This is a genomic window from Flavonifractor sp. An4, from assembly GCF_002161755.1.
Taxonomy (GTDB): Bacteria; Bacillota; Clostridia; order Oscillospirales; family Oscillospiraceae; genus Flavonifractor; species Flavonifractor avicola.
In genome coordinates this window covers 1-12203 of sequence record NZ_NFIL01000019.1, presented here as the reverse complement: position 1 = coordinate 12203, position 12203 = coordinate 1, and the positions used below count along the sequence as shown (strand labels likewise).

Below are 12203 nucleotides of genomic sequence, written 5' to 3'. Positions count from 1 at the left end.
CGGAATGTCCGGCGGGCGGGGCGGTATGAGGGGAATGGAAAGAGAGAGGGAAACTCAGGCAGGCAGGGGCACCGCCGCCAGGGGCTGCTGGAAACAGCGCCGGGGCAGCTCGGATACGGCGGCGCAGGCGGCCTTCCAGGCCTCCTCCCCGGACAGATCCATCCGGGTCTGGAGATCGGTGGCCAGCCGTCCGGCCTGACCGGCCAGCTCCCGGGCCAGTGCCCGGCCCAGGCCAGTCAGGTGGATCTTGCCGTAGCGCTCCTTATCCACCAGGTTTTTATCAATGAGGATGGACATCATACTGGTGACCGACGCCCGGGAGACCGCCAGCGACGCGGCAATATCCTTGGAGGAGACCTCCAGCCGGACTTGGGAGAGGTCATAGATGGTCAGCAGATAGCGGATGTTGGTGTTGGTCAGTTCCATGGTATGCTCCTTCCTAGCGTTTGGCGGGTTCTTCCCGGCCGGGGTGGCACATACCGGAGCATCCGCAGCTCCCGCAGGAGCCGCCGCAAGAGCAGCTGCTCTTGCCGTGGCGCCGGTTGTGGATGCCCCGGGCCACAATGGCCGCGCAGGCAGCCGCAATGGCCAGACTGATGAGAATCGTGGGTAGCATAAAGATGCTCCTTTCCTTGATAAGATGGGCGGGACGCCTTACTCGGCGGCGGCCACCGCCCGCAGATTGACGCCGGACTCCTCATACTTGTTCTTCCGCACCAGCAGGTAGATGAGACCCGCCAGGCAGATGAAGGCAGCCACGGTGCCCACACCGAAGGCCACCTGGCCCAGGATCAGGCCGCCGATCTGGTAGACGATGAGAGAGATCACATAGGCGAAGCCGCACATATAGCCGATGGCGGCCAGGGTCCACTTGGGGCTGTTCATCTCCCGCTTGATGGCGCCCATAGCAGCGAAGCAGGGGGCGCACAGCAGGTTGAAGATCATGAAGGAGTAGGCGGAAATGGCGGTGAAGGCGGCAGCCATATCCACGGTCAGGTTGCCCGGGAAGAGCACGCCGAAGGTGGAAACAACCTCCTCCTTGGCGATGAGACCGGTGACCACAGCCACGGTGGCCTCCCAGAAACCGAAGCCCAGAGGCGCGAAAATAAAGGACACGGCGTGGCCCACAGCGGCCAGCAGGGAGTCGTTGTTGTCCTCCACCATCTGGAACACGCCGTCCACAAAGCCGAAGCCCTGGAGGAACCACAGGATGATAGAGGAAAGCAGGATGACGGTACCGGCCCGCTTGATGAAGGACCAGCCCCGCTCCCACATGGCCCGCAGCACGTTGCCGGCGGCGGGGGCGTGGTAGGCGGGCAGCTCCATGACGAAGGGGGCGGGGTCACCGGCAAAGCCCTTGGTTTTCTTCAGGATGATGCCGGAAATCACCACTGCCGCCACGCCGATGAAGTAGGCAGAGGTAGCCACCCAGGCGGAGCCGCCGAACAGGGCCCCGGCAAAGAGGGCGATGATGGGCATTTTGGCGCCGCAGGGGATGAATCCGGTGGTCATGATGGTCATGCGCCGGTCCCGCTCCTGCTCAATGGTGCGGGAGGCCATGATGCCGGGCACGCCGCAGCCGGTGGCCACCAGCATGGGGATGAAGCTCTTGCCGGACAAGCCGAAGCGACGGAAGATCCGGTCCATAATGAAGGCAATGCGGGCCATGTAGCCGCAGTCCTCCAGCAGGGCCAGCAGCAGGAAGAGCACCAGCATCTGGGGCACAAAGCCCAGCACCGCGCCCACGCCGCCGATGATGCCGTCCAGGATCAGGGACTGGAGCACCGGGTGAGCGTTGACGGCGGTAAGCGCCCCCTCGGCCAGTACAGGGATGCCGGGTACCCAGGTGCCGTAGTCGTTGGGATCGGGCTCGGACACCTGAAGGGCAGCCTGATAGGCCTCCTCGGTGACGGGCACCACGGTGGTCTCGCCGGTCTCATCGTCATAGAAGTAGACCTCGCTCTCGCCGGCCTCATAGCCCTCGATCATGGTAGAGGCCTCTTCCCAGGCGCCGGAGTCCTCCTCCCAAGCCTCGGTGTCGGCGGTGAAGGGAACAAACCAGCCGTCGCCGAACAGGCCGTCGTTGGCCCAGTCGGTGGCCCGGGTACCGATGGCAAAGGCGCTGCCGCCCATGGCGATGGAATACACCAGGATCATCACCGCCACAAAGATGGGCAGGGCCAGGATGCGGTTGGTGACAATGCGGTCGATCTTGTCGGAGGTGCTCATGGAGTGGGCGGCCTTCTTCTTTTTCACGGCCTTGCCCACCACGGAGCTGATGTAAGAGTAGCGCTGGTTGGTGATGATGCTCTCAGCGTCGTCGTCCAGCTCGGCCTCGCAGTCGGCGATGTGGGCCTCCAGGTGCTCCTTCAGCTCCCCGGTCAGGTTGAGGGTCTCCAGCACCTTCTCGTCCCGCTCAAAGACCTTGATGGCGTACCAGCGAAGATACCGCTCCTCCACCAGGCCGGCAATGGACTCCTCGATGTGAGCGATGGCGTGCTCCACACTGCCGGTGAACACATGGGGCAGCTCGCCGGCCTTCTTGGTCTTGGCCAGCACTACAGCCCGCTCGGCGGCCTCCTTGCCGCCCTCGCCCTTCAGGGCGCTCATCTCCACCACCTGGCAGCCCAGGGCGCTGCCCAGCTTCTGGAGATCGATCACATCCCCGTTCTTGCGCACCAGGTCAATCATGTTCACCGCCACCACCACCGGGATGCCCAGCTCAATGAGCTGGGTGGTGAGGTACAGGTTGCGCTCGATGTTGGTGCCGTCCACAATATTCAGGATGGCGTCCGGCTTCTCGTTCACCAGATAGTTCCGGGCCACCACCTCTTCCAGGGTGTAGGGGGACAGGGAATAGATACCGGGCAGGTCCTGGATCACCACATCCTTGTGGCCTTTCAGCTTGCCCTCCTTCTTTTCCACCGTCACGCCGGGCCAGTTGCCCACGTATTGGCTGGAGCCGGTCAGGGCATTGAACAGGGTGGTTTTACCGCAGTTCGGGTTGCCCGCCAGCGCGATCTTCAACTCCATCTTCTTACTCCCTTCTTGATTAGCGTTAGCTAACCGTTGTTCTGAAAAATAGCCTTCCCTCATGGGAAGGCGGGCCGATGAGGACATCGTCCCCTACGGCTCAGGAAATCTCAATCATTTCGGCATCGGCTTTGCGCACGCTCAGCTCATAGCCCCGCACATTCAGCTCCATGGGGTCCCCCAGGGGAGCCACCTTCCGGATCTGGATGGCCACACCCTTGGTAATGCCCATATCCATGATGCGGCGCTTCACCGCGCCCTCGCCGTGGAGGCGTACCACCGTGACGGTGTCCCCCACCTTGGCGTCCTTCAGCGTTCTCATTGCTCCACTCCTCTCAGATCATGATTCGTCCGGCCATATTCCGGTCCAGGGCAATGCGGCTGTCCTTGACCTGCACGATCAGGTTCCCGCCCAGTTTACTAACCACAGTCACCGTGGCATCCATAACAAAGCCCAGTTCAGCCAGGTGCTGACGCAGTTCATCCTTCCCCGTGATTTTCCGGATGGTGACCGGTTCGCCCTGCTGTGCCAGTGTCAGCGGCATCATAGTTTCTCCCTCCCAACGGCGGTCTGTCCGCCTATGGTCTTTTTCGCGGTTAGCTTTCGCTAACCTCCTCGGTGAGTATGAGTTTACATCAACTAACCACCATTGTCAATCCCTTTTTTAAAAAATTTTCCTGCCCATAAAAAACGGGCGGCCATAAAGGCCGCCCCTACGAGGTGTCTTTTGTAGGGGCGACCTTTATGGTCGCCCGCATCATACTGGGATTGTTTCAGGACAGAGAACCGTTAAGCACTGCGGTCCACCCCTTCTCCCCCGCCTGGGGCGTGCCCTTGAAGTCCCGGTCGAACCAGAGAGGCACCGGAGCGTCCTCCCGGATGGCCTGGAAAAAGGCGTCGATCTGCTGGGTGGTCTCATCCACCGCCCCCTCCAGCAGCCGGTCCAGATCGGCACTGCTCTCCAGGGAGGCGGGATGGGGGGTCTCCTTCAGGGCCACGTCTTTGGCGGACTGGATGGGGAGCATCCGGCTCACCGCGCCGATGACCTTGCCCCGGCGGGTGCCGCAGGAGCGGGCAAAAAAGCTGAGATACCAGTTCATGGCCCGGTAGGCCCGGCGGACCTGCCGGGGGGAGGCGTGGATATAGGCGCAGGCAGCGGCGTCCCACACCTGGCTTCCCTTCTGGGGCGGGGTGGGCAGATGGGCCTGGCTGACGGTGTCCAGTCCGTCGCTCTCCATCAGCATCCGGTCGAACTCTCCCTCCATGGCCATGTGGGAGATGGGGCCGTCGGCGGAGCGCTCGTCCACATAGCCGTGGCAGGCGCTGTCCAAAGCCAGGTGGCACAAAAATCCGGCGCCATAGCCCACCGACATGGGCACACCCTCCTCAATGGCCTGACGCAGCCGCTCCACGGCGGGCAAGGCGGAATTGCGGTGCATCCGCACCCCCTCCCGCCGGACAGCGTTGGGTCGGATGGGCTGGTAGAAAAACAGCGGATCGGGACCCAGGCAACCCAGATCAAAGGCCTCCCGCTCCTCATCGATGACCTGGGCCAGAGGCTGAGGCAGCCCGCCCAGTACTTTATCTCCAAATTTTAGATGCGCGTAGTAATTTGGCATAGTTCCGTCGATTCCCTCCTGTCACAGTCCATAGCGATCCATTATATGTGTTTATTGTATCACGCTGTGTCAGGGAGAGAAAGCAGAAAAATGTTAAATCTTTTTCCATATAAAAAGGAGCGCGCCGTTGCGGCGCGCTCCTTTGGGTGGATTCAGGAGAAGGAGATGTCGTAGATGCCGAACTCATGGTTCCAGCCGCTGGTGCCCTCCACGTTGAGAGTCTCCAGCCGCACATTGGCAGCGTGGTCCAAGGGGATGGTGATGGTCTGGGGGGCGTCGCTCCAGTCAATGGTATAGGTCTCGGCCAGCTCGCCGTCCAGGTACACGTCCAGGCTGATCTTGTACTCCTTGGAGCCGTCCACATGGCCGATGGTAAAGGTCATGGTGTCATACTGGAGGTTGGTGTTCCAGATGGCGTAGCCCTCATTCTTGTAGCCGCCCGACATCTGGACACCCTGAGCAATTTTGTTGCCGGAAATGGTCATATAGCTCTTGGGATCGCTGCCGTCAAAGATTTTGGTATTGGTGCTCACCTGATAGGGGGGCAGCTTCTTCATCCAGTCGGTGGCCTGGCCGGGCGCCTCGCCCACATAGACGGTGGCGGTGCTGCCGTCCCAGGTGACCTCCTTGCCCAGAGCCTCACCGATGGCGCGGACAGGCAGATAGGTGGTGCCGCTGCTGGCAAAGGGCTCCACAACCTTGCCATTGGCGTCCTTGGGGGTGACCTCCACCCCGTCCACCACGATCTTGATGCCCATGTAGTTGGCTTCGATCATCTTGGTGGTGACGGTGCTTGCGGCCACCGCCGTCCCGCACAGCAGGGCAACCACGGCGGTGCCGGCCAGGATACGTTTGCGCAGGGTCTTTTTCATACAGGTTTCCTCCCTTTTTGATCTCCACTCCCAATTCAAGGGTCTCGGGGGCAGTCTCTTCCAAAACGGCTCTGGCCGGTTTGTCAGGGCCTGTTTCAGACAATGTCGTCCGAAAGAAGATGTTGGTCTAATACCCCCCGCTTCCAGACATTCCAATATTTACCCTGTTATTTTACCACACCAATTTTTGTTCCGCCATAGCTTTTCTTAAAAAAAGCGCGCTGCAAATTGCAGCGCGCTTTTTCTCTCGTCGTATTGGGGCTCAACCGCCCAGGTAGGCCTTCTTGACCGCCTCGTCGGCCAGCAGCTGCCGGCCCGGACCGGTCAGGGTCACCCGGCCGGTCTCCAGCACATAGCCCCGGTCGGCCACGCTCAGGGCCATCTGGGCGTTCTGCTCCACCAGCAGGATGGTGGTGCCCGCCTTGTGCAGCTCCTTGATGATGTCGAAGATCTGCTCCACCAGGATGGGAGCCAGACCCATGGAGGGCTCATCCAGCATGAGCAGCTTGGGGTTGGACATGAGGGCACGGCCCATGGCCAGCATCTGCTGCTCGCCGCCGGACAGGGTGCCCGCCACCTGCTTGCGGCGCTCTTTCAGCCGGGGGAACTGGGCGTACACCCGCTCCAGGTTGGGGGCAATAGTGGAGTTGGGCTGGGTAAAGGCGCCCATCTCCAGGTTCTCCTCCACCGTCATCTGCTGGAACACCCGGCGGCCTTCGGGCACCTGGGCCAGGCCCTGAGCCACCAGCTTGGAGGCGGGTACCGCCTGAATGGGCTTGCCCATGAACTCGATGGAGCCGGTGCGGGTGTGGAGCAGGCCGGAGACGGTCTGGAGGGTGGTGGTCTTACCGGCGCCGTTGGCGCCGATGAGGGTGACGATCTCCCCCTCCTCCACGTGGAAGGAGATGTCTTTCACGGCGTGGATGGCGCCGTAGTATACATTGATGTTTTTGACGTCCAGCAATACCGCCATGGCTTATACCTCCTTCTGGTCGCCCAGATAGGCCTTGATGACCTCCGGGTTGTTCTGGATCTCCGAGGGGGTGCCCTTGGCGATGATCTGGCCGAAGTTGAGCACGCAGATACCCTCACAGATGCCCATAACCAGATTCATGTCGTGCTCGATGAGCAGAATGGCGATGTGGAAGGTATCCCGGATCTTGACGATGTTGTCCATCAGCTCGGCGGTCTCGGAGGGGTTCATGCCCGCCGCCGGCTCGTCCAGCAGCAGCAGAGAGGGGTTGGTGGCCAGGGCACGGACGATCTCCAGCTTGCGCTGGGCGCCGTAGGGCAGGCTGCCCGCCTTGGCGTTGGCCAGATGCTGCATATCGAAGATGCTCAGCAGCTCCAGAGCGCTCTCATGGGCCAGCTTCTCCTTCTTCCAGTAGCTGGGCAGACGGAGGATACCGCTCCACATGGGGTAGCGGACATGGTTGTGCAGGCCGATCTTTACGTTGTCCTCCACCGTCAGGTTGTCGAACAGGCGGATGTTCTGGAAGGTACGGGCGATGCCCGCCTTGTTCACCTGAACGGTGGACATATTGTGGGTATCAATGCCGTCCAGCAGCACGGTGCCCCGGGTGGGCTGATACACCTTGGTCAGCAGGTTGAACACGGTGGTCTTACCGGCGCCATTGGGGCCGATGAGGCCGGCGATCTCGGTGCGGCCGATGGCCATGTTGAACTCATTCACGGCGGTGAGGCCGCCGAAGTCGATGCCCAGGTGCTGGCACTCCAGGATGGGGGTCTGCTTGATGTCGCGCTCGGGGATAATATTGGGGCTGGGCACCGGGACCAGCTTGGTCTCGGGACGCTTGGGTTTACTCATGGCTGACGCCTCCCTTCTCGGCCGGCTGTTCCGGCGACTTGCGGAATTTCTCCTTGATGCCGTTGAAGAATCCGCGCATCACCGGGTTATTGGTGGCGATCATCACCAGAATGAGCACAATGGCGTACACCAGCATCCGGTACTCATCCAGGTTGATGGCACGCAGCAGCTCGGGCAGGTAGGTGAGGAAGGCGGCGGCGATGATGGAGCCGCGGATGTTGCCGATACCGCCCAGCACCACGAACACCAGCACCAGAATAGAGGTGTTGAAATCAAACTTCTTGGGGGCCACGGAAGAGAAGTTCATGGCGTAGAGCACGCCCGCGGCGCCCGCCATAACGGCGGAGGTAACGAAGGCCATCAGCTTGTACTTGGTAGCGCCGATGCCCACGCTCTCGGCGGCGATGCGGTTGTCCCGCAGGGCCATGATGGCCCGGCCGGAGCGGCTGTTCACCAGATTGAGCACCACAGTCAGGGCAATGAGCACCAGGATAAAGCCGGCGGTGAAGGAGGCCAGCTTCACGTTGGTGGTGAAGCCCATGGGCCCCTTCAGGATAGCCTTGCCGCCCTCCTCCAGGTTGAGGGCCATCTCATTCTCCAGAGAGAAGTGGAGGCCGTTCTTATCCACGCCCACATAGAGCACGTTCATGATGTTGCGGATGATCTCGCCGAAGGCCAGAGTCACGATGGCCAGGTAGTCACCCCGCAGACGGAGCACAGGCACACCCACGATGACGCCGGCAATACCGGCCAGCACCGCGCCCACGATCATGGCCACCACCAGGCGGACCGCTCCGTTGGGAATGGCATCCTGGAGGGACATGGCGGTCACTACGCCGGAAAAGGCGCCCACGCTCATAAATCCGGCGTGGCCCAGGCTCAGCTCACCGGAGATACCTACCACCAGATTGAGGGACAGAGCCATGACGATATAGGCGCAGATGGGCACCAGCTGGCCCTGCAGAGAGGAGGACAGCATATCGCCCGCATTGAGCACCTGAAGGATCACAAAGGCCGCAATGACAATGGCGTAGGTGATGGTGTTGTTGATCAGCCGTTTCCGGCCGGAAGTCAATTTCTTCATATCCCTCACCTCACACTTTCTCGCGGACGGTCTTGCCCAGCAGGCCGGCGGGCTTCACCAGCAGCACGATGATGAGCACCGCAAAGACCACCGCGTCGGAGATGTTGGTATTGATCACCTTGGCAAAGGTCTCGATGATACCCAGCAGGATGCCGCCCAGCATGGCACCGGGGATGGAGCCGATGCCGCCGAACACGGCAGCGGTAAAGGCCTTGATGCCGGGCAGGGAGCCGGTGGTGGGCATCAGAGTCCGATAGCTGGAGCACAGCAGCACACCGGCGATGGCGGCCAGAGCGGAACCGATGGCAAAGGTCATGGAGATGGTGCGGTTGACGTTGATGCCCATGAGCTGAGCGGCCGCCTTATCCTCGGAGCAGGCCCGCATGGCCTTGCCCATCTTGGTCTTACTGGTGAACCAGGTGAGGGCCAGCATGATGATGATGCAAGCCAGTACGGTAACCAGAGACACATAGGTGATGTTCACACCGGAGATGGGCAGGGAGCCCTCAGGGATGACGGGGGTAAACACCTTGGGATCGGCGCCCCACAGCAGCAGGGCGGCGTTTTGCAGGAAATAGCTGACGCCAATGGCGGTGATGAGCACCGCCAGGGAGGACGCCTGACGCAGGGGCTTGTAGGCCAGTCCTTCGATGACGACGCCCAGGACGGTACACACCACCACAGCCAGCAGTACGCCCACCACAGGGGGCAGATTAAAGCTGCCGGTGGCAAAGAAGGTCACATAGGCGCCCACCATGATGACGTCGCCGTGGGCAAAGTTCAGCATCTTTGCGATGCCGTACACCATGGTGTAGCCCAGGGCGATGATGGCGTAGACGCTGCCCAGGCTGATACCGGTGATCAGATTATTGAGGAAGCTCAAACCATTCACCTCTCTACTTGTTTTCTCTGTTCTGTGTATGGCAGAAACATCGGCGGTCCTGCGGGCTGCCGATGTTTCCACCATACATCCGATTGGGGATACATGGGGAAAAGCGGGCTGCCGGGTCCCCCCGGCAACCCGCTTTCATTTCCTATGTCAGCGGAAGCTGATGCACTTACTGGGTGACGTACACGCCGCCCTCGACCTTGACGACCACGGGGGCCTTGGAGACCTCGCCGTTGGCGGACCAGGTCATGCCGGTGCCGGTCAGGCCGTCCACGCTGAAGTCACTGGAGGTGAACTGAGCGATCAGAGCCTCGCAGATCTCCTCGGCGCTCATGTCGGCGGTAACGCCGGCAGCGGTGCAGGCCTCATAGATGGCGTACATACAGTCGTAGCCGTCAGCGGCGAACTGGTTGGGGATACCGCCGTAAGCAGCCTCATACTCGCTGACGAAGGTCTTGGTGCGCTCGTCCTCGCCCCAGGCGTTGAAGGGAGTCATGAGCATCAGGCCCTCGGCCAGGCTCTTGTCAAAGCCCTCCAGGTCCAGGATACCGTCCATACCGTCGCAGCCGAAGAAGGTGGGCTCATAGCCCATGCTCTTGGCCTGGGACAGGATCAGGGAAGCGGGGGTGTAGTAGATGGGCATGAACACCAGATCGGCGCCGGCGTCCTTGGCGGCAGACAGCTGCACGTTGAAGTCGGTGTTGGTGTCATCGGGGAAGGTCTGAACGGTCACAACCTCCAGGCCGATCTCCTTGGCAGTGGCCTGGAAGGAGTTGTAGATGCCGGTGGAGTAGGCATCGCCGTTGTTGTAGATGACAGCGACCTTGGTACCCAGGTTGTTGTCCTTAATATAGTTGGCGGCGGTCACGCCCTGGTTGGGGTCGGTGAAGCACACCTGGAACACGTTGTCCTTGCCCGCAGTCACGTCGGTGGAAGAGGCAGAGGGAGTCAGCTGGAAGTAACGGTCGTTATAGGTCTCGGCAGCCACGGCCACGCAGGGGTTGGTGGTGGTGCAGCCGTAGATGATCTTGGCGCCGTCGTCCTTCAGCTTGCCGTAGGCGTTAACAGCCTTCTCAATGTCGCCCTCGTCGTCCTGGGAATTCAGGGAGAACTGCAGGCCGCCCAGAGCGTTGATCTCCTCAATGGCGATTTCGGCGCCCTGCTTGGTGGCCAGGCCGTAAACAGCAGCGGAGCCGGTCAGGGGGCCGATGCCGCCGATCTGAATGGTGCCTTCGGTGCTGCCGCTGGTGGTTTCATTGCCACCGGCGGGGGTATTGGCGGAGCCGCCCTCGGTGCCGCCGCCGCAGCCGGCCAGCATGGAGAAGCTGAGCGCACCCGCCAGCGCAAGAGACAGGATGCGAGACTTTTTCATCGTTCATTCCTCCTTCAAGAAGTTGTTGACAATTATATGCGTGTCACCGGAAATTGTCAACCTCAAAAATGCACAAGGGCCGCCCCTTGGCAGGCAGCCCTTGTGTGAAGTATGAACAATTTATGAATGTAGGCAGGCATTTTCAGATAATCAGTCCGCCATTGGGGGACAAAACCTGTCCCGTGATAAAGTTTGCAGCGTCGGAAGCCAGATACCACAGGGCCTCCGCCACATCCTCCGGCCGGCCGATGCGCTCCAGGGGGGTCTCCTCCGCCAAAGCGGCCAGATCCTCGGGGCCCAGGTTGCCGTTCATCTCGGTATCAATGACCCCGGGAGACACACAGTTCACCGTGATCCCAGAGGGCCCAACCTCCTTGGCCAGAGCCTTTGTAAGCCCGATGACAGCAGCTTTTGCGGCAGAATAGGCCACCTCGCAGGAGCCTCCCACCTGTCCCCACATAGAGGACAAAGTCAAAATTTTTCCTGCCTTGCAATGAATGAAATGAGGCAGCGCCGCCCGGATGGTGTAGAACATTCCGTCCACGTTGACGGCAAACATCCGCCGCCAATCCTCGTCCGTCAGATCGCCAAATAATTTCTGCTGGGCAATGCCTGCGTTGCATATCAGAATGTCAAGTTGACAAAATTTATCCAACACATTGTCAACCATATTCCGTACCTGGGCCGAGTCTGACACGTCGGCCTGGACCGCCCAGCCGCCGATCTCCTCCGCCAGAGCCTCCGCTTTCTCTCTGGAGCGGCAGTAGTTGACCACCACCCGGTCTCCCCCGGCGGCAAACCGCCGGGCCGCCGCCGCGCCGATGCCCCGGCTGCCGCCGGTAATGAGAACCACCCGTCCTGCCATACCATTTCCTCCTTGTTTATGGTGTTTTTCTCAGTATACCAGCACTTTCCGGCCTTGAAAAGAGAAATTTCAAAAAAGTGTTGACAAGCACCTTTCTTTTCGCTATAATAGTCCATGCTGTTCGGACGATTAGCTCAGCTGGTAGAGCATCCGCTTGACGTGCGGGAGGTCACAGGTTCAAGTCCTGTATCGTCCACCAGAATAATCCCCTGAAGCCGCAAGGCTTTGGGGGATTTTATTTTTTCAGAAAAGAAAGGTTTTAACCTTTTCATCAAAGTTAAGGCGGCACGATATACCGCCGCTACCTTATAAAATAGAAAACGCCGTCAAGAGGCATATTTTACCGGCGGAGGATGCCCATTTCCCGTCCCGGGCAAGGCGGCCATCACCCCGGGCAAAGAGCGCGCCGGTTCCTCTCCAGCCGTTTTCCTGAAGCCACACACCGCGAGAAGCTGCGCAATCAGTCCGCCGGTTGGGTGGAAGAATCACTGTCACGGATAACGCCATATATGAATGTGTCCAACTAGGCCTTGTTTTAAAAATTGCAGAGTATTGCATCATTTCAACAAAATGGCGATAGCGCCAATGTAAACGAAGGCAAGGAATGAGGAGTCGAGCTTATCATAGCGGGTGAAAATCC

The 12203-nt window shown here is 60.4% G+C and carries 13 protein-coding genes and 1 tRNA gene; 1 reads left to right on the top strand and 13 read right to left on the bottom strand.

The window, feature by feature from the left end; translation table 11 throughout:
* Window positions 1-54: 54 nt before the first annotated feature.
* From B5F94_RS09525 to fabG, 13 genes are all read right to left on the bottom strand, one after another.
* A complete protein-coding gene (locus tag B5F94_RS09525) occupies window positions 55-426 on the bottom strand; it encodes a metal-dependent transcriptional regulator (protein WP_087188427.1) in 372 nt (123 codons plus the stop codon).
* A gap of 13 nt (window positions 427-439) precedes the next feature.
* Window positions 440-616, bottom strand: coding sequence for a FeoB-associated Cys-rich membrane protein (locus B5F94_RS09520; RefSeq protein WP_087267162.1), 177 nt, complete (start codon window positions 614-616; stop codon window positions 440-442).
* A gap of 38 nt (window positions 617-654) precedes the next feature.
* Window positions 655-3033: a ferrous iron transporter B gene (locus tag B5F94_RS09515; RefSeq protein ID WP_087329701.1), complete on the bottom strand. Its 2379-nt coding sequence runs from the start codon at window positions 3031-3033 to the stop codon at window positions 655-657.
* Window positions 3034-3133: 100 nt separating this feature from the next.
* Window positions 3134-3355: a FeoA family protein gene (locus tag B5F94_RS09510; protein WP_087267155.1), complete on the bottom strand. Its 222-nt coding sequence runs from the start codon at window positions 3353-3355 to the stop codon at window positions 3134-3136.
* 13 nt (window positions 3356-3368) lie between these two features.
* Window positions 3369-3581 carry a FeoA family protein gene (locus B5F94_RS09505; RefSeq protein ID WP_087188431.1) on the bottom strand — a complete coding sequence of 71 codons (213 nt, stop codon included), beginning with the start codon at window positions 3579-3581 and terminating at the stop codon, window positions 3369-3371.
* A gap of 226 nt (window positions 3582-3807) precedes the next feature.
* Window positions 3808-4653, bottom strand: a complete 846-nt coding sequence (locus B5F94_RS09500; protein ID WP_087329699.1) for a zinc dependent phospholipase C family protein — start codon at window positions 4651-4653, stop codon at window positions 3808-3810.
* A 152-nt stretch (window positions 4654-4805) separates the two neighbouring features.
* A complete protein-coding gene (locus B5F94_RS09495) occupies window positions 4806-5525 on the bottom strand; it encodes a stalk domain-containing protein (protein ID WP_087329697.1) in 720 nt (239 codons plus the stop codon).
* A gap of 262 nt (window positions 5526-5787) precedes the next feature.
* Entirely contained in the window at window positions 5788-6489 is a 702-nt protein-coding gene (locus B5F94_RS09490; RefSeq protein ID WP_343212813.1) for an ABC transporter ATP-binding protein, read from the bottom strand.
* A 12-nt stretch (window positions 6490-6501) separates the two neighbouring features.
* Complete coding sequence (locus tag B5F94_RS09485) at window positions 6502-7353, bottom strand: ABC transporter ATP-binding protein (protein WP_087188436.1); 852 nt, start codon at window positions 7351-7353, stop codon at window positions 6502-6504.
* Window positions 7346-8437: a branched-chain amino acid ABC transporter permease gene (locus tag B5F94_RS09480; protein WP_087188437.1), complete on the bottom strand. Its 1092-nt coding sequence runs from the start codon at window positions 8435-8437 to the stop codon at window positions 7346-7348. The genes B5F94_RS09485 and B5F94_RS09480 overlap by 8 nt, the downstream gene beginning before the upstream one ends.
* A gap of 10 nt (window positions 8438-8447) precedes the next feature.
* Window positions 8448-9320 carry a branched-chain amino acid ABC transporter permease gene (locus B5F94_RS09475; RefSeq protein ID WP_087188438.1) on the bottom strand — a complete coding sequence of 291 codons (873 nt, stop codon included), beginning with the start codon at window positions 9318-9320 and terminating at the stop codon, window positions 8448-8450.
* Window positions 9321-9495: 175 nt separating this feature from the next.
* Window positions 9496-10698, bottom strand: coding sequence for an ABC transporter substrate-binding protein (locus tag B5F94_RS09470; RefSeq protein ID WP_087329695.1), 1203 nt, complete (start codon window positions 10696-10698; stop codon window positions 9496-9498).
* A 142-nt stretch (window positions 10699-10840) separates the two neighbouring features.
* A complete protein-coding gene (fabG, locus tag B5F94_RS09465; protein ID WP_087329694.1) occupies window positions 10841-11563 on the bottom strand; it encodes an elongation factor P 5-aminopentanone reductase in 723 nt (240 codons plus the stop codon).
* Window positions 11564-11686: 123 nt separating this feature from the next.
* Between fabG and B5F94_RS09460 the strand changes: the two genes are divergently transcribed.
* Window positions 11687-11762, top strand: a tRNA-Val gene (locus B5F94_RS09460).
* Window positions 11763-12203: the final 441 nt, after the last annotated feature.

Excerpts from the sequence above, each read along its gene's own strand:
- fabG (WP_087329694.1), bottom strand. The coding sequence starts at position 11,563 with ATGGCAGGACGGGTGGTTCTCATTACCGGCGGCAGCCGGGGCATCGGC.
- B5F94_RS09495 (WP_087329697.1), bottom strand. The coding sequence starts at position 5,525 with ATGAAAAAGACCCTGCGCAAACGTATCCTGGCCGGCACCGCCGTGGTT.
- B5F94_RS09470 (WP_087329695.1), bottom strand. The coding sequence starts at position 10,698 with ATGAAAAAGTCTCGCATCCTGTCTCTTGCGCTGGCGGGTGCGCTCAGC.
- B5F94_RS09510 (WP_087267155.1), bottom strand. The coding sequence starts at position 3,355 with ATGAGAACGCTGAAGGACGCCAAGGTGGGGGACACCGTCACGGTGGTA.
- B5F94_RS09480 (WP_087188437.1), bottom strand. The coding sequence starts at position 8,437 with ATGAAGAAATTGACTTCCGGCCGGAAACGGCTGATCAACAACACCATC.
- B5F94_RS09520 (WP_087267162.1), bottom strand. The coding sequence starts at position 616 with ATGCTACCCACGATTCTCATCAGTCTGGCCATTGCGGCTGCCTGCGCG.
- B5F94_RS09500 (WP_087329699.1), bottom strand. The coding sequence starts at position 4,653 with ATGCCAAATTACTACGCGCATCTAAAATTTGGAGATAAAGTACTGGGC.
- B5F94_RS09515 (WP_087329701.1), bottom strand. The coding sequence starts at position 3,033 with ATGGAGTTGAAGATCGCGCTGGCGGGCAACCCGAACTGCGGTAAAACC.
- B5F94_RS09505 (WP_087188431.1), bottom strand. The coding sequence starts at position 3,581 with ATGATGCCGCTGACACTGGCACAGCAGGGCGAACCGGTCACCATCCGG.
- B5F94_RS09485 (WP_087188436.1), bottom strand. The coding sequence starts at position 7,353 with ATGAGTAAACCCAAGCGTCCCGAGACCAAGCTGGTCCCGGTGCCCAGC.
- B5F94_RS09525 (WP_087188427.1), bottom strand. The coding sequence starts at position 426 with ATGGAACTGACCAACACCAACATCCGCTATCTGCTGACCATCTATGAC.